The organism is Chitinophaga agrisoli (genome assembly GCF_008386695.1).
Lineage (GTDB): Bacteria > Bacteroidota > Bacteroidia > Chitinophagales > Chitinophagaceae > Chitinophaga > Chitinophaga agrisoli.
This window is the reverse complement of sequence record NZ_VUOC01000004.1, coordinates 106,997-130,680: the sequence shown is the minus strand read 5'-3', so window position 1 is coordinate 130,680 and position 23,684 is coordinate 106,997. Positions and strand designations below refer to the sequence as shown.

The 23,684-nt window shown below is 51.9% G+C and carries 16 protein-coding genes; 12 read left to right on the top strand and 4 right to left on the bottom strand.

The annotated features are described in order from the left end of the window. Positions 1-8: 8 nt before the first annotated feature. The 8 genes from F0L74_RS19845 (at position 9) to F0L74_RS19810 (ending at position 11,757) form a co-directional block, all read left to right on the top strand. Complete coding sequence (locus F0L74_RS19845; RefSeq protein ID WP_149839660.1) at positions 9-1,592, top strand: RagB/SusD family nutrient uptake outer membrane protein; 1,584 nt, start codon at positions 9-11, stop codon at positions 1,590-1,592. A 19-nt stretch (positions 1,593-1,611) separates the two neighbouring features. After that, positions 1,612-3,327, top strand: coding sequence for an arylsulfatase (locus tag F0L74_RS19840; protein WP_149839659.1), 1,716 nt, complete (start codon positions 1,612-1,614; stop codon positions 3,325-3,327). A 70-nt stretch (positions 3,328-3,397) separates the two neighbouring features. After that, positions 3,398-5,869 (top strand): glutaminase family protein, encoded by a 2,472-nt coding sequence (locus F0L74_RS19835; protein ID WP_246197773.1) that lies wholly within the window; start codon positions 3,398-3,400, stop codon positions 5,867-5,869. A gap of 441 nt (positions 5,870-6,310) precedes the next feature. Further along, positions 6,311-7,591, top strand: coding sequence for an NfeD family protein (locus F0L74_RS19830; protein WP_149839658.1), 1,281 nt, complete (start codon positions 6,311-6,313; stop codon positions 7,589-7,591). A 23-nt stretch (positions 7,592-7,614) separates the two neighbouring features. Continuing rightward, the gene (locus F0L74_RS19825) at positions 7,615-8,394 is read left to right on the top strand and encodes a slipin family protein (RefSeq protein WP_149839657.1); all 780 of its coding nucleotides are present in this window, start codon (positions 7,615-7,617) and stop codon (positions 8,392-8,394) included. A 178-nt stretch (positions 8,395-8,572) separates the two neighbouring features. Beyond that, a complete protein-coding gene (locus tag F0L74_RS19820) occupies positions 8,573-9,991 on the top strand; it encodes an arylsulfatase (protein ID WP_149839656.1) in 1,419 nt (472 codons plus the stop codon). 70 nt (positions 9,992-10,061) lie between these two features. Next, positions 10,062-10,847, top strand: a complete 786-nt coding sequence (locus tag F0L74_RS19815) for a helix-turn-helix domain-containing protein (RefSeq protein ID WP_149839655.1) — start codon at positions 10,062-10,064, stop codon at positions 10,845-10,847. A 94-nt stretch (positions 10,848-10,941) separates the two neighbouring features. Beyond that, positions 10,942-11,757, top strand: coding sequence for an SDR family NAD(P)-dependent oxidoreductase (locus tag F0L74_RS19810; RefSeq protein ID WP_149839654.1), 816 nt, complete (start codon positions 10,942-10,944; stop codon positions 11,755-11,757). Positions 11,758-11,872: 115 nt separating this feature from the next. Here the strand turns inward: F0L74_RS19810 and F0L74_RS19805 are convergent, their stop codons facing one another. From F0L74_RS19805 to F0L74_RS19795, 3 genes are all read right to left on the bottom strand, one after another. After that, entirely contained in the window at positions 11,873-13,048 is a 1,176-nt protein-coding gene (locus F0L74_RS19805) for a BamA/TamA family outer membrane protein (protein WP_149839653.1), read from the bottom strand. Between the two features lie 9 nt (positions 13,049-13,057). Continuing rightward, the gene (locus F0L74_RS19800) at positions 13,058-13,336 is read right to left on the bottom strand and encodes an Rdx family protein (RefSeq protein ID WP_149839652.1); all 279 of its coding nucleotides are present in this window, start codon (positions 13,334-13,336) and stop codon (positions 13,058-13,060) included. A gap of 73 nt (positions 13,337-13,409) precedes the next feature. Further along, the gene (locus F0L74_RS19795) at positions 13,410-14,666 is read right to left on the bottom strand and encodes a TCR/Tet family MFS transporter (RefSeq protein ID WP_149839651.1); all 1,257 of its coding nucleotides are present in this window, start codon (positions 14,664-14,666) and stop codon (positions 13,410-13,412) included. A gap of 304 nt (positions 14,667-14,970) precedes the next feature. On the opposite strand from F0L74_RS19795, the gene F0L74_RS19790 reads away from it, so the two are divergent. Next, a complete protein-coding gene (locus F0L74_RS19790) occupies positions 14,971-16,968 on the top strand; it encodes a tetratricopeptide repeat-containing sensor histidine kinase (RefSeq protein ID WP_149839650.1) in 1,998 nt (665 codons plus the stop codon). Positions 16,969-17,365: 397 nt separating this feature from the next. Beyond that, a complete protein-coding gene (locus F0L74_RS19785; protein WP_188316078.1) occupies positions 17,366-19,276 on the top strand; it encodes an LTA synthase family protein in 1,911 nt (636 codons plus the stop codon). Between the two features lie 163 nt (positions 19,277-19,439). On the opposite strand, the gene ypfJ is transcribed toward F0L74_RS19785, so the two are convergent. Next, positions 19,440-20,294 (bottom strand): KPN_02809 family neutral zinc metallopeptidase, encoded by an 855-nt coding sequence (ypfJ, locus tag F0L74_RS19780; protein ID WP_149839648.1) that lies wholly within the window; start codon positions 20,292-20,294, stop codon positions 19,440-19,442. Positions 20,295-20,343: 49 nt separating this feature from the next. On the opposite strand from ypfJ, the gene fdhD reads away from it, so the two are divergent. Together fdhD and F0L74_RS19770 are read left to right on the top strand one after the other, a co-directional pair. Further along, a complete protein-coding gene (fdhD, locus tag F0L74_RS19775; RefSeq protein WP_246197772.1) occupies positions 20,344-21,309 on the top strand; it encodes a formate dehydrogenase accessory sulfurtransferase FdhD in 966 nt (321 codons plus the stop codon). 71 nt (positions 21,310-21,380) lie between these two features. Next, positions 21,381-23,684: an FdhF/YdeP family oxidoreductase gene (locus F0L74_RS19770; protein WP_149839647.1), complete on the top strand. Its 2,304-nt coding sequence runs from the start codon at positions 21,381-21,383 to the stop codon at positions 23,682-23,684.

Below are 23,684 nucleotides of genomic sequence, written 5' to 3'. Positions count from 1 at the left end.
AAGAAGCTGTGAATACCAATCATATATATCGCGTTGCTTTATTTATACTGGGCCTGGCCGCGCTGGCATCCTGCCGTCCGGACCTGCTCAAAACGCCGCCCACAGACAGGATCTCTTCAGAGATCTACTGGAAAACAGATGCAGATGCAACCAATGCCGCCACCGCCGTGTATACCTATCTGGATGGTATTAATATCGTATTCTGGGATGGCTTGTCTGATATAGGCCATTTCAATACCACCGGTACAGAATACGCCCCCGTAGACCAGGGCGTAGCCGATGCGCAGAATGGCCGCTTTGCAGATGTGTATACTAACTGCTACAGGGGTATCCGCGCGGCTAATTATTTCCTGGATAATGTAGACAAGATCACCGTGAGCAATGCCTCGTTGGTAAACAGCCGCAAAGGAGAGGTGCGGACCTTACGCGCTTATTATTACCTGCGCCTGGTAGGCTGGTTTGGCGCAGTGCCGCTTACCACCACCGGTATTACCATTGATGAAGGCGTGCAATTAAGCCGTACAGATGCAGGCGCTATCTATGACTTTATCGCCAACGAACTGGATATAGCCGCGCCTTTGCTGCCCAATACACAGGCAGACAAGGGCCGCATCACAAAAGGGGCCGCCCTGGCGCTGAAAGCACGCGCCATGCTGTATGCAGGCCGTTATGCGGAGGCTGCCACCGCCGCCAAAGCGGTAATGGACCTGAATGTGTACACGCTGTATCCGGCTTATAAACAGCTATTCAGCTATGCTGCAGAGAATAACAGTGAAGTGATCATGGATAAGGAGTTTGCCAAAGACATCTATTCCAATACCATCTTTTCCTCTATGGCGCCGGCCTCCCTGGCATCTGCCGTGCCGCAGGTAGTGCCTACCAAACAGATGGCGGATGAATATGAAATGGCCAACGGTAAACCCATCACAGATCCCGCCAGCGGCTTTGATCCCTACAAACCGTATGATAACCGCGATCCCCGGCTGCATTACTCCATATATGCGCCCGGCGATACGCTTGTAAACGGTAAGGTCTATAATTCCACACCAGGCAGCGGCACTGCGGACGCTATTGGCGGCGGTAACCTTTGGGCCACCACCACGGGTTTTAACGTACGTAAATACATCAACCCGGAAGACCTGGGCACGCCAGGCAACTGTGGTATCAATATTATCGTGATCCGCTACCCGGAAGTGCTGCTCACCTATGCAGAGGCAAAAATTGAACAGAACCAGCTGGACCAGAGCGTATACGACGCCATTAACCAGGTAAGGCAACGCCCGGATGTAAATATGCCGCCGCTGGCCACCGGCTTATCCCAAACTCAGCTGAGAGCGGCGGTACGGCATGAGCGCACCGTGGAACTGGCCTTTGAAGGCCTCCATACCACTGATATCCGGCGCTGGAAAACGGCGGAAACCATTTATCCCGGCCCTATAAAAGGAATGACCTATGTAAAGAACGGCGTATTGACCACGGTGGTCAATAACAGCTTTATCCGCTCATTTAATCCACAGCGCGATTATCTTTGGCCCATTCCACAGCAGGAGATCATCCTGAACAAGAACCTGGTACAGAATCCTAATTGGTAACGGAAACCATATGACGTATATGAAGAAACAACCCATTTTTATTGCCTTGTTATTATTAAGCGGCGTTTCGCTGGTAGCGTTAAGCGCTTTCCGGCGTAACAACCCTGCGCCGCCGCCGGCCAGGCCCAAACGTCCTAATATCATCGTTATTCTGGCGGATGATATGGGCTTTTCTGACCTGGGCTGTTATGGCGGGGAAGTACATACGCCCAATATAGACTGGCTGGCTGGTAACGGCATCCGGTACACGCAGTTTTATAACACCTCCCGTTGCTGCCCCACCAGGGCCTCGCTGCTCACAGGTTTATATAACCAGCAGGCTGGTATCGGCAAAATGACGGATGCGGAAGATGAACCCGGTTACCGGGGCCATATTACGGAGAATGCGGTAACGCTGGCGGAAGTACTTAAGACCGCAGGTTATCATACCGCTATGTCAGGCAAATGGCACGTGTCCAATACTAACGGCCAGGGCAGCCAGCAGGATCAGCTGGATTGGCTGAACCATCATAAGTTTTACAACGAGTTTTCACCCATCAGCCAGTATCCTACCAGCCGTGGATTTGAGAAATTCTTTGGCACCATCTGGGGCGTGGTAGACTTTTACGATCCTTTTAGCCTGGTAAGCGGTACTACGCCCATCAGGGAGGTGCCGGCCAATTATTACCATACAGATGCGATCAACGATACGGCTGTGGCTTACATTAACGGATACGCTCAGTCATCCCAGCCTTTTTTCCTGTACGTGGCGGAGAATGCGCCGCATTGGCCTTTACAGGCGCTGCCGGAAGACATAGCCAAATACAAGGATACTTACAAAGGAGGCTGGGAGGCGACCCGGGAAGCCCGTTATCAACGTATGGTGAAACTGGGCCTGATAGACCCGGCCAAGACAAAGCTATCTAAACGCTGGAAAGATGACCTGCGCTGGGAAGACAACCCCACCAAAGAATGGGACGCTATGGCCATGGCCGTACACGCCGCTATGATCGACCGGATGGACCAGGGCATTGGCCGCATCATTAATGCGCTGAAACAAAACGGCCAGCTGGATAATACGCTGATCCTGTTCCTGTCCGATAATGGCGCCAGCGCAGAGAATTGCGCCGCTTACGGCCCCGGTTTTGACCGTCCCAGCGAAACCCGCGACGGGCGTAAGATCGTGTACGCCACACAGAAGCAGGCCATGCCTGGCCCGGAAACCACGTATTCCTCCATTGGCCAGCGCTGGGCAAATGTAGCCAATACGCCCTATCAGTACTGGAAAGCAGAATCCTATGAAGGCGGCGTACACACGCCCCTGATAGCTTTCTGGCCCAAAGGTATTACCGCTAAAAAAGGCGGTTTTAGCCCTCATGTAGGCCATGTAATGGATTTCATGAGCACTTTTGCGGAGCTGGCGGGCGCTACTTATCCTAAGGAGTATAATGGCCGCCCGGTAACGCCCACTACAGGTATTAGCCTGCTGCCTTCCTTCAGCGGCCGGGAAACGCCGGGCCATGAAGCGCTTTTTAATGAGCATTTTGGCGCGCGTTACGCCAGGTTAGGAGCGTGGAAGCTGGTTTCCCTTAGCAATGACAGCACCTGGCATCTGTATAACCTGGCTGCCGACAGAACAGAAACCCAGGACCTGGCTGCGCAGCACCCGGAGAAAGTACAGCAGCTGGATAGCCTGTGGCGGCAATGGGCGAATACCCACCAGGTTTTCCCAAAACCCGGAAAAAAGCGGCATTAAATAAATAACGCCGTATCTTATCCGCTCATCAGGTGAAACCATAATTAAGTAATAACCACGTATTTATTTCATGAAAGGACTATTCAAAAAACTGTGTTGCCAGGCCACCGGTCTGGTAACAGCTATGGCGCTGGGAAATGTGGCGCACTCGCAGGACAAACTGCCGGCTTACCCGCTTATTACACATCACACGTATTTCAGCATCTGGTCCAATACCGATGCATTAAACGCTTCCGGTACCCGGCACTGGACCGGCCGCTCACAATCATTACTGGGTCTTGTAAAGGTGGATGACGGATACTACCGTTTTATGGGCAAACCGGCTCCGCTGTATAAGCCCTTGCTGGCGGCAGGAGATGAGCAGCCCTATACCTGTCAATACCAGATGGAGACAGCCCCGCCAGCTGGCTGGGAGCAGGCTTCTTTTGATGATAGTAACTGGAAGACCGGCGCTGCGCCTTTTGGCGATGACCGGGCTAAAGCAGGCACACCCTGGACCGGCAAAGACCTCTGGATCCGCCGTAAGTTCAAGCTGGCCAGTGTGCCCCAGGGACGGCTGGTGCTGAAAGTATACCACGACGATGGCGTACAGGTATTTCTGAACGGCCAGCGCATTGCCCGTGAAGGCGGCGCCAATGGCGATTACCAGATGATAACCCTCTCAGACGACGCTAAGAACAAATTAGTAGCCGGGGAGAATGTGCTGGCCATGCATTGCCGCAATACAGGCGGCGGCTCCTGGCTGGATGCAGGTTTAATGGAAGAAGCAGAGCGCCCAACAGATGCCGCCGTAAAAACAGCAGAACAGACCGGTGTAACGGTAACGGCTACCCAAACCATCTACACTTTTAATTGCGGACCGGTGAACCTACGCGTTAGTTTTACCTCTCCGCTGATACTGAATGACCTGGCGCTGCTGTCGTCTCCGGTATCTTATATTACTTACCAGGCCAGCTCCGCTGATGCGCAGCCCCACAACGTAATCGTTTACCAAGGCGCCAGTACAGATATTGCCGTGAACCAGCCTACGCAGGAAGTGCATGCTTCCGCCTATAGCAACAGCGGCTTAAAGATCCTAAAAGCAGGTACTACGGAACAACCCGTACTGCAAAAGAAAGGGGATAACATCCGCATAGACTGGGGCTATATGTATGTGGCAGCGCCTGGGGCTGTACAGCAATATATTACACAGGAAGATGCCGCCATCCCTTCATTCCTTAACAAACCTGCCGGCGATACTGGCAGCACCGGTAAACAGCTGATGCTGAACACCATACTGACGCTGGGTAAAGTAGGCCGTGATACGGTATCCCGCTACCTGATGGTGGGTTATGACGACCAGTACGCTATTCAGTATTTCCATACCAACCTGCGGCCCTGGTGGCGTAATACGCCCGGCGCCACAATGGAAGGTATGCTGGCCAAAGCATCCCGCAACTATGCCAGCGTATTACGCACCTGTGGTAAAACAGATGCGCAGATCTATAATGACGCTTTGAAGTCAGGAGGAGAGCAGTACGCCCGTTTATGCGTGATGGCTTACCGCCAGAGCATTGCTGCGCATCACCTGGTAAAAAGCCCACAGGGTGACCTGCTTTGGCTGTCTAAAGAGAATTTCAGCAATGGCTCTATCAACACCGTGGATGTGACTTATCCTTCAGCGCCCATGTACCTGGTTTATAATCCAGAACTGCTGAAAGGTATGCTGAACGGGATCTTTTACTATAGCGAAAGCGGTAAATGGCAAAAGCCGTTTGCAGCTCATGACCTGGGCACGTACCCGCTGGCCAACGGCCAAACTTACGGCGAAGACATGCCGGTAGAGGAGTGCGGTAACATGATCATCCTCGCAGCCGCTATTGTAAAAGCAGAAAAAAGCCCGGCCTATGCCCGCAAGCATTGGCAAGTGCTTACCACCTGGACCAATTACCTGGCGGAAGCCGGTTTTGACCCCGGTAACCAGCTTTGTACCGATGATTTTGCAGGCCACCTGGCGCACAACGCCAACCTTTCTGTAAAAGCCATTGTAGCCATAGGCGCATACGCCCAGATGGCGGAAATGCTGGGACAGAAAGACGCTGCCAGCAAATACAAGAAAATGGCTGCTGAGATGGCCCAGAACTGGATAGAAAAAGATGACGCTGGCGACCATTATGCGCTGGTATTTGACAACAAAGATACCTGGAGCCAGAAATACAATATGGTATGGGACAAAGTATTGCACCTGGGACTGTTCCCCGCCAAGGTATACGACACAGAAATGAAATTTTACCTGGCGCACCAGCAGCCATTTGGCCTGCCGCTGGATAGCCGCAAGACCTACACCAAATCCGACTGGATCATGTGGACAGCCGCCATGGCAGAGAATAAAGCGGATTTTGACGCGCTGGTGAGCCCGATATACAAATATGCTACCGAAACTACATCCAGGGTGCCGTTATCTGACTGGCACGAGACTACGGACGGGAAAATGGTAGGTTTCCAGGCCAGGAGCGTGGTAGGGGGATATTTTATGAAGGTGCTGCGTGATAAGATGAAGTAAAACAGGAGAAACAAACGCAAAAAAGCGGGCATTCAATCCTTTATAAGGATAAAATGCCCGCTTATATTTTTACAGGTTGCCCGGTTTCAGGCAACTGTTTTTCGCTTCATGACTCTCTTAAGCAATTCGTTTGCGATCGTAAAAAGCAGATCAAGGAATAACATACGCTGTTATTTTGTGTAGCAGGAAGTTACGAAAATTATCGCGGAAATTTAGATCAACAACATACAGCCAGGGGATACCCATCCTAATTTCTCCTTTATGCTATTTAACATAATGTAAATTATGATCGATATATAATACATAAAATATTGAGCCTTAATTCGTTTGCAAAACCTGCTTATTGCACATCTTTCCCGGCTTTTACGTAACTTACAGTAACTAGTCTGACACGCAATTCTATACGCAGCTCCGTAGCCGCTTCATCAATCCAGCAGTTTTATGAAGCCGTTTGTTATCTTCTGTTGCTGTTTATTTATCTCTCCATCCGTTCTTTTTGCGCAGCAAGTGATCGCGATAAAAATTGATGGCAGCATAAATCCCGTTTCCGCCGCTTTCATCCATGAAGGCATTGAAAAAGCGGCCCGGGAAAAAGCCGCCTGCCTGCTTATACAGCTGAACACGCCTGGCGGCCTGCTCAAATCTACCCGCGTCATTGTCAGCGATCTCCTGGCCGCTCCGGTGCCGGTGATCGTATATGTGTATCCTGGCGGCGCCCACGCCGGCTCTGCAGGCGTTTTTATCACCATGGCGGCTCATGTGGCGGCTATGGCCCCTGGCACCAATATCGGCGCCGCGCACCCCGTGGATATGCAGGGCAAAATGGATTCCGTTATGAGCGAGAAAACCACCAACGACGCGGCCGCGTTCATCCGCTCCATTGCGGAGAAACGCCAGCGAAACTTCCAGTGGGCCGAAGATGCGGTGCGCCGCAGCCTTTCCATCACCGAAAATGAAGCCCTGCAAAAGAAGGTTATTGACCTGGTGGCGGCCAATACGCCCGAATTGCTGCGCCAGCTGGATGGTAAGACCATCGCCCTGCCGGCTGGTACGGTTACCTTGCACACCCGCAACGCTAACGTACAGGTGCTGGAAATGAGCTTTATGGAGCGGCTCCTGGACCTCATCAGCGATCCCAATGTGGCCTATCTCCTGTTACTGCTGGGCATGTACGGCATCTTGTTTGAACTGTATAATCCAGGGGCCATACTGCCTGGTATTGTGGGCGTTATAAGCCTGATCCTCGCTTTTTACTCCATGCATACGCTTCCCATCAACTATGCCGGGCTGGCACTGATCATCTTTGCCATTGTGCTGTTCCTGCTGGAGATAAAGATCGTCAGCCATGGCATACTGGCCATTGGCGGCGTTATTTCCCTCCTGTTAGGTTCCCTGATGCTGATCCGTTCAGACGCCGCCCTGGAGACCGTGCGGATCTCGCGTAGCGTGATCATTGCAGCCGTAACGGTGTCTGCGCTCTTTTTCCTGTTTATCCTGGGGCTGGGCATACGGGCGTTGCGGGCCAAACCTACCACCGGTGTAGAAGGGATGACCGGCGAAATAGGCGAATCCCTGGAGCTGCTGAACCCCGTAGGGTCCGTTCGGGTACATGGGGAGATCTGGCGCGCCAATGCCACGGGCAGGGCTATCCTCCAGGGAGAAAAAGTGCGGGTAGTGGCCGTACGGGACCTTACGGTACTCGTAGAGCCGTTAAATAGCTGAACACTCAAATAAAGCATATACTTATGGGACCATTCTCTGTATGGATGATCGTGATCATCGTTTTTGCCGTTCTTATCCTGGGCAATGCCATCCGCATACTGCGGGAATACGAACGGGCGGTTGTTTTCCGGCTGGGCCGCCTGACCACCGCCAATGGCGTGCGGGGCCCGGGCCTCATCCTGCTCATACCGCTTATTGATAAAATGGTGCGGGTGAGCTTACGCACCGTGGTGATGGATGTGCCGCCGCAGGACGTTATCACACAGGATAATGTGTCCATAAAAGTGAACGCCGTCGTGTATTTCCGCGTTATACAGCCCAATAAGGCCGTGGTGGAGGTAGAGAATTTCCTGATGGCCACCTCCCAGCTGTCACAGACCACCCTGCGCAGCGTACTGGGGCAGTCAGAGCTGGATGACCTGCTCTCCCAGCGGGAAAAGATCAACCAGAAGCTGCAGCAGATCATCGACGCACACACGGAGCCATGGGGCGTAAAGGTTTCCAATGTAGAGGTCAAACAGATCGATCTGCCACAGGAAATGCAGCGCGCCATGGCCCGGCAAGCGGAAGCGGAACGCGAACGGCGTTCCAAAGTGATTGCCGCAGAAGGCGAATTCCAGGCCTCTCAAAGACTGGCAGACGCCGCGACCATTTTAGGGGCGCACCCCAGCGCGCTAACCCTGCGTTACCTGCAGACCCTCCGGGAGATTGCTACGGAGAACAATTCCACCACCATCTTTCCGGTACCGGTAGACCTGTTGAAACCTTTCCTGGAAGCACGGTTAACCCGCGATAAGGAATAGGTTTATTAAACTTTTACTTGAAGTGCGTTAGCCTAATAACGAGGCATGTTAAACCTGTAGGTGATTTTACGGATACGATCCTACGGAGTTACCAGATAACCGCTAAAAATTCAGGAATTTAATCTGTATGTTTGTCTACTGGGTTAGTGGACTACATGTCTGCTATAAACTAAATTGCATGCAAAGAAAATTCCACACTTTATGGCTGCTGATGCTAGCCTTATTTGCCAGCGTAGTTCCGGCGGCTGCACAATCGGCCAACAGCCACCCACCTGCGAATATCATCTTTATCATTGCGGATGACCTGGGCTATGGCAATGTTTCCTGCTTCAACCCGCAAAGCCGCATCCGCACACCCAATATTGACCGGCTGGCGCAGCAAGGCACCCGTTTTACGCAATTCTATGCCGGCAGCCCGGTCTGCGCCCCCTCCCGCTGCGCGCTGATGACGGGTTACCATATGGGACACGCCTATATACGCGGCAACGCCGCCCAGCACCTGCGCCCGCAGGATACAACCCTGGCGCAGCAGCTGCAGGCCAAAGGATATGCTACCGGCATGTTTGGCAAATGGGGCCTGGGCGAAGAAAACGATGAAGGCGCACCCCAGTTCAAAGGCTTTAGCGATTTCTATGGTTACCTGAACCAAACGCATGCACACTATTATTTTACGGATCATCTTTTTGAGCTCAGGGATAAACAGCTGAAACAAGTAGCCACAGACTCCCAATACAGCCATGACCTGATCATGGACCATGCATTGGATTTTGTACGCGAACACAAAAACGGCCCATTCTTCCTGTTCCTGCCGGTAACCATTCCCCATGCAGAACTGCTGCTGCCCCAAAAATACATGCAGCCTTTCCTGAATGCGGACGGTACCAGTAAGCTGCAACCGGAAACGCCCTTTGTACAAAAGGGTAAAAACTCTTATCATAGCCAGGCACAACCCCATGCCGCCTTTGCGGCCATGGTCACCAAACTGGACGCCGATGTAGGCCGGCTTATGCAGCTGCTGAAGGAACTGGGGCTGGATGAGAACACCTATGTATTCTTTACCAGCGATAATGGCCCGCATAAAGAAGGCGGCGCTGATCCGGAATATTTCAACAGCAGCGGCCCTTTACGGGGTATTAAGCGCGATGTGTACGAAGGCGGTATCCGTGTGCCCATGATCGTACGGGCGCCGGGTAAAGTGCCCGCTGGCCGTACCAGCAACCAGGTATGGGCTTTCTGGGATGTACTGCCTACGCTTTGCAATCTCTCCGGTGCTGCTACTCCGGCTAACATAGATGGGTACTCTTTTTTACCCGCCATCCATGGCGCGCCGCAAACACAGCAACATGATCACCTGTTCTGGCAGTTCAACGAAGGACAGCTCAGACAAGCGGTACTACAAGGGAACTGGAAACTGGTGCGTTTTAAGACCAAAGGCCAACCGGAAATACTGGAGCTGTATAACATCAGCCAGGATATAGGAGAAAAGCACAACCTGGCAGCCCGGTATCCGGACCGTGTAAAAGCCCTGCATGCGATCATGCAGCAATCTGTTTCTCCGGCAGCCAATGCCGCGTTTGACTGGTCGGACTTGCAGTGATCAACCAAAGCAGCATAACAGGCTACGCAGGCATACCAATTAAAGCAGGATACCGTAGCTTTGCGTTAACATGCTCAATTATCACAGATACAAACCGGTGCATCCATTACTGGCGCCGTTTATTGAAGAATATTACCAGGTTAGCGGCGATAGCAGCATGCCCGTCAAGCAGATCCTGCCCCGTGCTGGCGCCAATATGGTTTTTCATTTTAATAACACTGTATCTGACGGAAGCACATGTTTTCGTACGGCCGTTAGTGGTATACAGGACCAGCCGTATATTTCCAGGCCGCATCAGGGCGGTCCGGATAGCCTGCTGATACGTTTATCGCCGGCCGGCTTAAGCCGTTTTACAGCTGTTCCCGTCTATGCGTTTACAAATCAGCGGGTAACGCCGGAGCTTATCTGGGGCGCGGGTACAACCGCATTATATGAACAGTTACACGAGCAAACAGATGCTAACCAACGTATTACCATACTGGAGCAATTCCTATTACAACGTTTCCGGCAGGTCTTACCGGCAGATGAACTGGTGATCCACCTGGCCAGCTGGTTAAAGATTGAAAATGAAAGCATTGTTTTTCCCCGTTTAAAGCAGTTAAGCAATCTTAGCTGGCGGCAAACAGAGCGCCGTTTTAAACAGCTCATTGGCCTGGATATGCAAACCTATATACGCATCTGCCGTTTCCAGCGCGCTAAATCCTTGATGGTCGACCACCCAAAATGGCGGCTTACGGATGTGGGGTATACCGCTAATTATTACGACCAGGCGCATTTCTCGCGCGAGTTCAAACAGTTCTCCGGTGTGCGTCCGGGTAAATTTGTGGCCTGCGGGCCGGCAGGACTGGCCGGTTGATGCGGTAATGCCTGACAATTAACCTCCCCCCTGTCGTTCCCGTACAATTCCTCCTCCCTCCCCTGCCCTAGTTTTGCCCCTAAATCAATCACATATGGATCTGGGATTACAGGGTAAAACAATCTTTATTACCGGTGGCAGCAAAGGCATTGGCCGTGCTACCGCATTGGCCTATGGCAAAGAGCCTGGCGCACAGGTAGCCATCAGCTATTGTCATAGCCGGGAAGCAGCCAACGAAATAGTACAGCTTATAGAAGCCGGTGGTGGTAAAGCCATGGCCGTGGAAATGGACCTCGCCGCGCCCGGCAGCCTGGAACTGGCCGTGTCACAGATCTCCCGGCAATGGGGTGGCATAGATGTGCTGGTCAATAATGCGGTAGTATGGGGCGATCCTTCCAACCGGGGTAAAAACCTGGAAGAGCAGCCCTGGGAGGCCTGGCAGGAAATGATCAACATCAACCTTTTAGGTACGGTAAAACTCACCAGGCTGGTGGTGCCGTTTATGCGTAGTCGTGGCTGGGGACGTATCGTCAATATCTCCAGCGATCTTTCCACGGATAGTATGAAAGGCTCCGGCCCCTATAGCACGTTAAAGGCAGCGTATGTAGGTTTTATCGCTAACCTGGTAGAGGAATATGCCGCATTTAACATCCTGTCAAACAACGTGCTGCCCAGCTGGACGCTGACAGAAAGAGCAAAAAAGTTCTTCCCGGCACAAACGCATGAAACCCTCAGCAAGGCATACCCCACCGGGCGTATCACGCTGCCGGAGGATGTGGCTTCCCTGATCCTGTACTTAGGCTCTGCGGCCAATGGCCATGTAAACGGGGAAAGTATACGGGTAACGGGCAAAGCTTCTATGCCGCTGTTGAATTATCTGTTTAAGGAAGTACGGGCAACTAACGCTTGATCAAAATGAAAAGCTCCCAAAAGTGTTTAACTTTTGGGAGCTTTCTATAAATAAACAAATTAAATACGGTCTTAGCAGCGGTTATTAACGCTCATCCTCCAATCGTCCAAATATCTTAAAACGCCTCCGCCAACGACAGATACAATCCAGATTGCCTTTGTTCTCCCGGCCTTTTCTCACCCCATCCATAATCAATACGCACGGTCAAACGGGCGCTTTCATCATAGAACCAGCGTACGCCTAAACCATAGTTAGGCTTAAAGCTCGTAAACCCGCTGTTGGGAAACACGGCGCCGGCGCCGCCAAAAGCTGCCAGCGCAAACTTAGGCTGCATATGTACAAACCAGATATTAATCGGGATCTTCGGATCCAGGAAATAGCGGTACTCCGCCTGCCCCGCCAGGTAGTTCTGGCCGCGGTAACGGCCGGCATAATAACCGCGCATCAGCAGGTCACTGCCCAGTTCCGGCAAGAGATAGAACGGGATATTGCTGCCCTGCACAGAATTAAAGTTAAAGTTTAAGCCGATGGTGCTTTTGCGGGAGATAGCAAAGAATTGACGGCCCTGGAGATCAAACTTCCACATTTCATGTTTGCTAAGGCCCGTTGGGGCGTATGACAGATTAAACCGCCACCACATGCCATGGGTGGTATAGTTCTGGTTATCCCGGTTATCAAAGATAGCGGTAGCGCCCAGCAGGGTCACATAACCGCCTTCTTTATCCACCAGCTGCGCGCCCGGGTAAATGCCTTTACTATCCTTGGAGTCGTAGGTATCATGCTGATACATCACTGACAGGCCGGCGTAGAAATTACCGGTAATGCGCCGCTCCCCTTCAAACTGTGCTTTATAGCGTTTATTATTCAATAAGGATTCATCGGCCTTCCGCGTCTCGTCACCCAGCCCAAAGAAATAAATGGGGAAGTCGTGATAACGCAGATTACCCTTAAAATGCCAGCCGTTTGCATGTGTCCAGATATCCGTTTTCAGGTCTATCTTATACTGGCTTTTGGTGGTAAAGGAGGGGATCAGGTTGATGGTAGAGTTACGGGTCAGCGGATCCGGGTTCTTATTATCTGTGTAAAAAGAATACAGGATCACCGCGCCCAGTTCCAGCCCTTTCTCCTGTGAGTAAGCGGCTGCCGGCAGCGGGAAAAAACTGTGCCTGCGGATCACCGTATCCCTGTGGAGAAGGGTATCCTTACGGATGGCGGAGTCCAAACGTTCCTGGGGTAGCGCCAGGGTAGCTGACAATACTAAAATAACGGTAACGAACGATCTTTTTTGCATTCTGATGGTTTACTTCCTGTCCGCATGGCCCAGGCTTTTGCCGGGGTTCACCTTATCGCGCACTAATTGTTTTAACTCCTTGATCTCTGGAAAATGGCCAAGCTCTTTCCGGTCAAACAGCTTTTCATCCCCTACGTAGATAATATAGCTGCCTGATACTTCGCTGGGGCGCAATGTTACGCCGCCCAGGTCATCGGCGAACGTTGTTAGCAATTCCTGTGCCATCCAGGAAGCTCTTAACAGCCATCCGCATTTGGGGCAGTATTCTATGGTGATGATAGGTTTCATTGTAATGTTGATTAAAGATAAATGGTTAATGATAATGCACCGCAGCTTACACCGCGGCCCGCAAAATTAGGGGTTATTCTGCTTTTAACCCGGCGTCAGGTGTTGGCTGCTTTTCCCCGCGGCCAAATGCCTCCAGTGACTGGCGGGCTAATAATATACCCATAAACGTGAGCACAGCGCCCGCCAGGAAAGGCGCGCCCGGGAAATGTACCGGCGCTCCCGGTTTGGTGAACCACGCAAAAAGATTGGTCATAATAGGCGGGCCAATAATAGCCGTGAGGCTCATCAGGCTCGTAAGGGCGCCCTGTAGCTCCCCCTGCTCATTAGCCGGCACCTGGCTGGAGATGATCCCCTGCAGCGCAGGCCCGCAAATACCGCCCAGGCAGTACGGCACCAACACGGCAAACATCATCCAACCCTGGTTGGTAAAAGCAAACAGCAAAAGGCCCAGCGTATAAAATAACAATCCGGTATATACGGACCATTTCTGGCCCAGCTTGGGGATCGTGATCCGTATCAGCAGTCCCTGTACCAGCGCAATAAGCAACCCCACAAAACCCAACGAGTAGCCCACCATGGTTTCGCTCCAGCCAAATTTCTCCATGGTAAAAAAGCTCCAGGTGGATTGTACGGCGTGCGCCGCTACATAGATCATGATCAGGGTGGCAATCAGCCCGGTTACTACCGGGTAACGGCCCAGGTGTTTAAGGGAGGCGCCTGGTGCGGCACGCTTCCATTCAATAGGCCGGCGGTTTTCCGGCAATAATGATTCTGGTAATATAAAATAACCATATAGTACATTCATGAATGTAAGCCCGGCTGCTGCCAGGAAAGGCGCTCTGGGGCCCCAATGGCTGAAAAGCCCACCAATTACCGGTCCTATGATAAAGCCCAGCCCAAATGCGGCGCCTACCAGCCCAAAGTTCTGCGCCCTTTTTTCCGGCTCGCTCACATCCGCTATATAAGCGGTGGCAGTAGTAAGACTTGCGCCCGTGGCGCCGGCTATTACCCGCCCCAGGAACAGCCACCCAATGGTAGGCGCAAAAGCCAGGAACAGGTAGTCAAGCCCAAATCCAAACAAAGCAAATAATAATACAGGCCGGCGCCCATACCGGTCGCTCAGCGCACCCACTACCGGGGAACAGAAGAACTGCGTAAGCGCAAAAGCAAACAGCAGCCAGCCCCCGTACTGGGAGGCGGCGCTTAAGCCCTCGCCGGTGAGGTGTTCTATTAGCTTGGGCATTACCGGAATGATAATGCCAAAACCTATTACATCTATCAACACCGTTACAAAGATGAATCCCAGCGCCGATTTGCGTTTAACCGTCATAGCAACCGTAAAATTTGCCGCAAGATATTAATAATAAATAATCAATAAGGCAGCCGGTGAATAAAAAGACGCAACCACATAACTCAAGGTTTAATCCGTCTTATCATGTAACAAACTTGCCAGTTATTAGCTGCAAACAGCTGACCATCTACCAGGCTCTGCCAGCTATCATGGCAGCCCTGCCAATTGTCATCTTGTTTTTGATTCCTGCTTATTTCGCCTTACTTTTAGCCCGCGGTTCGGTTAATTCCTTCATAACCACTGCTTTGGGCCTAACAACTGAACAATTGTATGTCAGCATAACATGAGAGTACGACGATTCCTGTACCTGGGATATACCTGCACTTTGTTATTCCTGGTAAGACCTGCTTTTTCCGCCCCTGCCAATGCAGACAGCTTATTGCTTGCATTAAAGCGTCATGCCCTGCGCGATACTACGCGCGTAAAGCTGTTGAACCAGCTGGGCAGGGCTTATTTTAACCGGGACGCGGACCTGGTCGCCGCCTACGCAAAGGAGGCCATGCACCTCAGCGACAGCCTGCACTATGAAGAGGGCTCCATACGGGCTGCCCGCAACCTGGCCCTGGTAGAAAATAGCAAAGGCAACCTGGATAAACAGATGGATATGACCCTGGGCGCCCTCCGCCTGGCAGAGAAAGCCGGCCTGTTACACCTGGCCGGTATACTGAATAACGATATTGGCAACATACTCATAGAACAGAACAACCCGGCGGAAGCGCTCCGCTACCTGAAAAAATCATTGTTCATCAAGAAAAGGTTCCATGAACAGCCGGAGATCGCCAAAAGCCTTAACAACATTGGCTCCTGCTATATGCAACTGGAGCAGTTAGACTCTGCCCTCTGCTACCTGGAAGCCTCAGAAGAAGTAAAACTACGCCTGCACGACCAGCAGGGTCTGGGTTTTACCTATGAGAACATGGGCCTCATCTACATAAAAAGAGGTATGTACCAGGTGGCCCTTAAATACCTGCAGCAATCGCAGGAGCATTTCCGGACAGCAGACTACCCGCCGGGGCTTGGCAAAAGCTGGCTCAACCTGGCCAAGGTGAATACTCTCCTGCAACACTATGTTGTGGCGGAGCAGCAGCTGGCGGAAGCCGCCCGCATCAATGCCTCCATGAAGAATGCCCGCAATGAGATGATCTATTACCATTATCTTGCCCAGCTGGATTCTTCCCGTCATAACTACATAGCCGCGCTGGAGCACTACAATCATTTTACGGACCTGAAGGAAAAGTACTTCGCCGTCGAAAAGGCCAAATTCATTGCCAATACCCGCGAAAAATATGAATCGGAAAAAAAGCAGCGGGAAAACCAGCTGCTGAAGATAGAGCAGCATGCGCACCTGTCCACCATCCATCAGCAACGCATTCTGATGGGCGTCTGTGCCCTGCTCCTGGCTATCCTGTTTGTGATCACCATTATGCTGTACCGGATGTACAAAAGACAGCAGGAGCTCTACCGGCAGCTGAACAGCAAGAACGAGGAAGTATCCAGTCAAAATAGCATCATCACCGCGCAGAATGTAACCCTGGGTAACCTGAACCAGGTAAAGGACAAGATCTTCTCCGTGATCTCGCATGACCTGCGCTCGCCCTTATCCATATTGGAGGGCATGCTGTTCCTGCTGCGCGATAAAAAAATGCCTACGGCGCAGTTCCAGGTATTTACGGATGAGCTATGGCGGGATATGAAGAATACCGCCTACATGATGGATAACCTGCTTAACTGGGCCAGCAGCCAGATGAAGGGGATCCGCGTAAAGGCGGATGATTTTGAGTTCACGGCCATCTTCAAACGGGAGTTTGAGCTGCTGCAGGCCCTGTCCCGCCAGAAAGAAGTACATCTTACCCACCAGTTCCAGCAACCTGTGCTGGTGTATGCGGATGCGGATATGATCAAGGTGGTATTGCGCAACCTCATCAACAACGCCATCAAATTCACGCCCGCGGGCAGGGGCGTACATATCTCCGGCCAGGTGCGCAACGGCTTCCTGGAGGTTTGCGTGCAGGACCATGGCATCGGCATCCCGGAAAGGGATCAGCATAAGGTATTTTCCAATATTTACTATTCCACGCCCGGTACCCAGCATGAAAAAGGTTGCGGCCTGGGACTTCCGCTCTCCCGCGATTTTGTGGAGCTGAACAACGGCCGCATCTGGTTCCAGAGCCGCCAGGGCGTAGGCACCAGTTTTTACTTCACCATTCCCCTGGCAGAGGAAGAGGGTGAGCCGCAGGAATATCCCCGGGTCATACAGGCCGGCGTAACTATGGACAATTGATGATCGCCCAAATAGCAGCGTAATTGCATCGCTACTGCATAGCAACGTTACTGCAACTGCATGTAAAGGTTACACCCTACCACCAGATGCACCCTGGTAAAATTGTCTGTTTTGATTACGTCCTCCAGGCGCCTATTTTCGCGCGGAAGCCCTCCTATGGCCCTGAAACGGAAATAATTTGATCCTTTGTTAAGAAATTATTAAATTTGATTGCTTTGTTACTTTTCCTGTAGCCCCGATACACCCCTCAACATTCTGTTCACTATGCCAGACAACCCCGTTATCTATGGTGAAGTACATCCGGTCATCTTATGTCCACGTAAAAAAAATCGTGAGCAGGTTTATTAGCTGTTTCATCGTATTATGCGTTCTCTTTTTTATGATCCGCTGTGCGGAAATGATATATGACAGATTATTGCACGGCCATCTCACCGCCTGGTGGGAAGTGTTGTTAACCGGTATCATTAAAGACCTTACCTTCCTGATGACCATCGGCGGATGGGCTTTCCTGATCTATTTCCTGCTATCCCTGGCCAGCGAAAAACTGGCCCGCGCGGTCTTTATTGTTATTGCGGTGACATTATGCCTGGTGCACCTGGTCCTATCCCAATATTTCCTGACTACATTAACCGCCCTGGGCGCAGATCTATGGCATTATTCGCCCCGGGATATATGGCAGATCATAGCCGCCGCCGGCATAAAATGGTCCGTTATCCTGGTAGTGGTCCTGATCATGTTGATAGCTACCTGGTCGCTGGCCAGGCTGCCCCGCAGGATCAAGATGGCGCCCACCGCAGCCCTCGCGCTGATCGTGCTGTTTGTGATCTGTGAAGACTTTAACCTGGCCGCAAAGGCCAATATCTGGCGCAATGATAGCTCTGAATACGGCAATAGCCTCAGTATCAATAAATCGTACTATTTCTTTAAAGAAAGTATTGATTACTTCTTTCCGCCGCCCGCAGAAGTAAGCATCTATGCGGATACTTTTCTGGATTATAAAAATGATGCCTCCATACGCTTCCGCTATCCGGATGAAGTGAACTACCCCTTCCTCCATCAGGATGAAACGCCGGACGTGCTGTCGCCCTTCTTCTCTAAAGGCGAACACCGGCCCAATGTGGTGATCGTGATCGTTGAGGGCCTGGGCAGGGCTTATGCCAACGAGGGTGCTTACCTGGGCAGCTTTACGCCCTTCCTCGACTCCCTGGCCGGCCATTCCCTGTACTGGCAGAACTTCCTGAGCCAGGCAGGCCGCACTTTTGCCTCGCTGCCCTCCATACTGGCCTCCCTTCCATTTGGAAAAAGCGGGTTTACAGAACTGCCACATATGCCGGAACATCTGAGCCTGCTAAGCCTGCTCAAATACAATGGTTATAAGACCGGGTTTTATTATGGCGGTGATGCGGTGTTTGATAATATGTCCGGCTTTCTCCAACAGAACGCGATAGACCAGATCCATGATATCCAGTCATTTCCGGCAGACTACACCAAATTACCGGAAAATGACCAGGGCTTTTGCTGGGGCTATGGCGACCAGGAGCTGATGCGCTACTACAACGCTACCCTTGCCAATACAGATACCCCCTATTGTAATGTGTTATTGACCGTTGCCTCCCATGAGCCATTCCTGGTAAACCGGCAGGAGTTTTACCTGGCCAGGTTCGAGCAACGCATGAAGGAACTGCATTTTGATGAGGAGCGCAAGGCCGATGCCCGGGATTATAAGATGCAGTATGCCAGCATATTGTATGTGGACGATGCGCTGCGGCAGCTTTTTCACCGCTATATGCAACGCCCGGAGTTCAATAACACCATCTTCATTATCACCGGGGATCACCGCATGCCGGAGATCCCCATGCGGGATAAGCTGGACCGCTACCGCGTACCCATGATCCTCTACTCGCCGTTGCTAAGCCGTGCAGCTAAATTCAATGGGGTATCTACACATTTTGATATAACCCCCAGCATGCTGCAGCTGCTAAAACGCCAATACCAAGTAAAAATGCCCTCCCTTGCTGCCTGGGTGGGCAGCGGGCTGGATACTTCGTATATATTTGAGAACCGGCACGGCTACCCCCTCATGCAAACCAAACACTACATGATCGATTTTATACAGGGCAATCATATGCTGATAGGCAACGATTTATATGAGGTAAGTAATGATCTGGCGTTAACCGCCGTAAATGACAAGGAGAAGCTGGCGCAGCTGCGCCATGGGTTTGAGCGTTTCCGCAGAAAAAACCGGCAGATGATCACCGGGGCTAAACTGCTGCCGGATTCCGTGTATATGCACTATTTCCCACGGTAAACAAGCGGCCGGCCGTACGGACTATTTATCAAAATCTACCGGCCCGGATACGGACAGTATGGTTATTCCTTACAGTAAAAAGATAGTACGCCGTTTTCGTAGTCCCTTATACTGAAGTTCAGGAATGCCTTTGGATACAACAGGCGCCGTATCCAAAGGTCTATTAATTTATAGCAGAAAAAGTATCCCCCTGTTTAATATCCCCGGTATCAAAACCTTTTTTGAACCAGAACATACGCTGTGCAGAGGTACCATGGGTAAAAGCATCTGGCACAACACGGCCCTGGGTAGCTTCCTGCAGCTTATCATCGCCTACCGCACTGGCAGCATTCAGCGCTTCTTCAATATCTCCAGCTTCCAGTGTTTGCTCCATCTGCTGCGCATGATGCGCCCATACACCGGCAAAAAAATCCGCCTGCAGCTCCAGTTTAACGGAGAGTTTATTGTATTCTGTTTCGCTCAGTTGTGACCGCATCGCCTGTACTTTGCGGCTGATGCCCAGGAGGTTCTGCACATGATGCCCCACTTCGTGCGCGATCACATACGCCATGGCAAAATCCCCTACTACATTAAAGCGTTCCTTCATTTCATTAAAGAAGGTGAGGTCCAGGTATACCTTATCATCTGCGGGACAATAAAAAGGTCCCATAGCGGATTGGGCATAACCGCAGGCGCTCTCCGTAGCATCACTGAAGATCACCATCTTAGGCGGCGTATAGGTTTTATTCATATTGCTGAACTGTTGTTCCCATACATCCTCTGTAAAGCCAAGTACAGAAGAAGCAAAGCGGGCGGTTTCGTCGCTGTTGGCAGTTACCCGCTCAGCAGGTTGGTCGGTAGTACCGGCGCCCTGCTGCACCTGTTGCAGTACCTGTTGGGGATTCCGGTTAAATAATAAGGCCAGCACAATGATGATGATGCCGCCAATACCACCGCCAATGCCTACGGTGCGCATACCGCCGCCGCTACCGCGACGGTCTTCTACGTTATCACTTAAACGTCTGTTTTGCCAACGCATAATGGGTTGAGATTTGGTTACAAGTTACAATTAAAAACCATGTAAGTCTATGAGTCCCCTAATTTTCTGGTTGTTATCTGCTGCTCTCCAGTCTGTGTTATGTATCAAGCCGCATGCCAGCCCTGCCGAAAGGACGTGGGTGGTTTTACCCCTATCCTTTAGCTTTTTCGTAACTTTAACCATGCCCAATCCTGCTATTTTATATACCCGCATCAGGAAGATCCGCGAAACACTTGTCACGGACGAGGAAGATATGCTGGCCGCCGAAGAGCCGCTGGAAATAAAGCTGGTGCACGGCCCCGCGCATAACCGTCAGCAACAAAGCCTTACCGTTACCATGCGTACGCCCGGAGAGGATCATGAACTGGCCGCCGGTTTCCTTTATACAGAAGGTATTATCCGGTCTGCCGCAGACATTGCGGACATCCATACCTCCCCGGACGATATACATACCATACAGGTAAGCCTGCAGGAAGGCGTGCGCCCGGTATTGCAATCCGCGCAGCGTAACTTCTACGCCAATTCCGGCTGCGGGGTATGCGGCAAAGCAGACGTAGCCTCCATATTTACACCGGTACAATCGCCTGTGAATGAACAGCCACTACTAACGCTGCCGGTTGAACGCTTGCTGCAATTGCCGGAGATGATCCGCGATCAGCAACCCTTGTTCGATTTTACCGGCGGTATTCACGCCGCCGCATTATTTAATACAGACGGAGAACTGTTGTTCTTAAGGGAAGATATTGGCCGCCATAACGCAGTGGATAAGTTGATAGGCGCTGCGCTCCTGGCCGGCCATATGCCCCTGCACAATGGGGTGCTATTGCTGAGCGGACGTGCCGGCTTTGAGCTGATCCAGAAAGCTGCCATGGCCGGCATACCTATTATAGCTGCCGTAGGCGCGCCCTCCGGAATGGCGGTAAAGATGGCGCAGCAATGGAATATTACCCTGGTTGGTTTCCTGCGGCAACAGCGTTGTAATATCTATACAAAGGAAGAAAGGATTGTGGTGTAAGCACAATTGACTATAGACAATAGTCAGCACAAGAACGGCACACACTATCAGCACGTATTAAAACGAACAAGATGGACACAAAAGCGCAAATCCCCGCGGCAGAGAACCCGCTACATTTTACCGGCTTAAAGCTGAGCAAACCTAAGACGGTAGCCGCCGGTTTACCTGCCGTCATGGTAAGCGCCCGGCATATCTTACAGGAAGCCGGCGCCCTGCGTGGGATGAAAGCCCTGCTGAAGCTGAACCAGAAAGACGGATTTGACTGTCCCAGCTGCGCCTGGCCTGATCCGGACGATGACCGCTCCCCTATCGCGGAATATTGTGAGAACGGCGCTAAAGCCGTGGCAGAAGAAGCTACCCAGAAAAAACTCACCCCGGATTTCTTTAGGGAAAATGCCGTGGCTGACCTGGCGGAACTAACAGACCATGAGATAGGCCGTAAAGGCCGTATTGCCCAGCCCATGTACCTGCCTGCCGGCGCTACCCATTATGTGCCCATCAGCTGGGAAGATGCTTTTCAGAAAATAGCCCAACACTTACATGCATTGGCCTCGCCGGATGAGGCCATTTTCTATACTTCCGGCCGTACCAGTAATGAGGCCGCCTTCCTGTACCAGCTGTTTGTACGGGAATACGGCACCAATAACCTGCCGGATTGCTCCAATATGTGCCATGAGTCCAGCGGTGTAGCCCTGGGTGAATCGCTGGGCATAGGCAAAGGCTCCGTTACCCTCGAAGATCTTTACCAGGCAGAGGTGATCATTATCCTGGGACAAAACCCCGGCACCAATCACCCGCGCATGCTCAGCGCCCTGCAGCGCGCCAAAAAGAACGGCGCTACCATCATTGCCGTAAATCCCCTGCCGGAGGCTGGCCTCATGAACTTCCTGAACCCGCAAACGGTAAAAGGTTTCCTCACGATCAAAACCCATCTGGCAGATCTTTTCCTCCAGGTAAGGATCAATGGGGATATGGCCCTGCTGCAGGCTATTGCCATCCTTTTGCTGGAGGCAGAAGCGCAGCAGCCCGGCACAGTGCTGGACCAGGACTTCATAGCCAGCCAGACCAGCGGCTACGAACATTACGTACAACACCTGCGCCAGCATAGCCTCGAAGAACTGGCAGCGGATTGTATGGTGCCGCTGGAGCAGATAAAGCTGGCCGCCAACTTACTGGCTAAGAAAAAGAAGATAGTGGCCTGCTGGGCCATGGGGCTTACCCAGCATAAAAATGCGGTAGATACCATTAAGGAAGTGGTGAACCTGCTGCTGCTCAAAGGCAGCATTGGTAAACCCGGAGCGGGCACCTGTCCCGTACGCGGCCATAGCAATGTGCAGGGTGACCGTACCATGGGCATTTTTGAACAACCCTCCCCGCAGCTGCTGCAACGGCTGGAAGAGGTGTACGGTTTCCGTCCGCCGCAGGCGCATGGATATGATACCGTGGCAGCTATACGCGCCATGCTCACCGGCCAGGCCAGGGTATTCTTTGCCATGGGCGGCAATTTCCTGTCCGCCACGCCAGATACCCTCCTGACCGCCCAGGCATTGCGTAACTGCGACCTTACCGTACACGTATCTACGAAACTCAACCGCAGCCACCTGGTGCATGGCAAAGAAGCGCTGATCTTACCCTGCCTGGGCCGCAGCGATCAGGACCTGCAACTGGGCGAACGCCAGTTTGTGACCTGCGAGAACTCTATGGGCGTTATACAAATGTCCAAAGGCGTGCTGGAGCCCGTATCTTCCCACTTGCTGAGTGAACCGGTGATCGTGTGCCGCCTGGCAAAAGCTACATTAGGCGAGCGCTCCCGTGTAGACTGGGAACAATATGAAACGCATTATGATCTTATCCGCGATGATATAGAAAAGGTGATCCCCGGTTTTGACCACTACAATGAAAGGGTACGCCATCCCGGCGGCTTTTACCTGCCCAATACCGCCAGGGCCGGACAGTTCAAGACCCATACCGGTAAGGCCAATTTCAATATTGCCTATGTAAACCCCTTGTCCCTGACAGATGATGAATATGTGATGATGACCATCCGCAGCCATGACCAGTTCAATACCACTATCTATGGCCTGGACGACCGTTACCGTGGCGTGTACAACGAGCGGCGTGTGATCCTGATGAATGAGCAGGACATAACCCACGCAGGCCTGCAGGCTGGTGATATCGTAGACCTATATAGCGACCAGGATGGCCGCCAGCGCGTAGCGCAACGTTTTATCGTAGTGGCCTACAGCATACCGGAAAGGTGTACCGCTACCTATTTCCCGGAAACCAATGTGCTCGTGCCGCTGAACAGCGTAGCGGATAAAAGTAATACGCCGGTATCCAAAGCGGTGATCATTAAAATTGTCCCCAGTAAATAA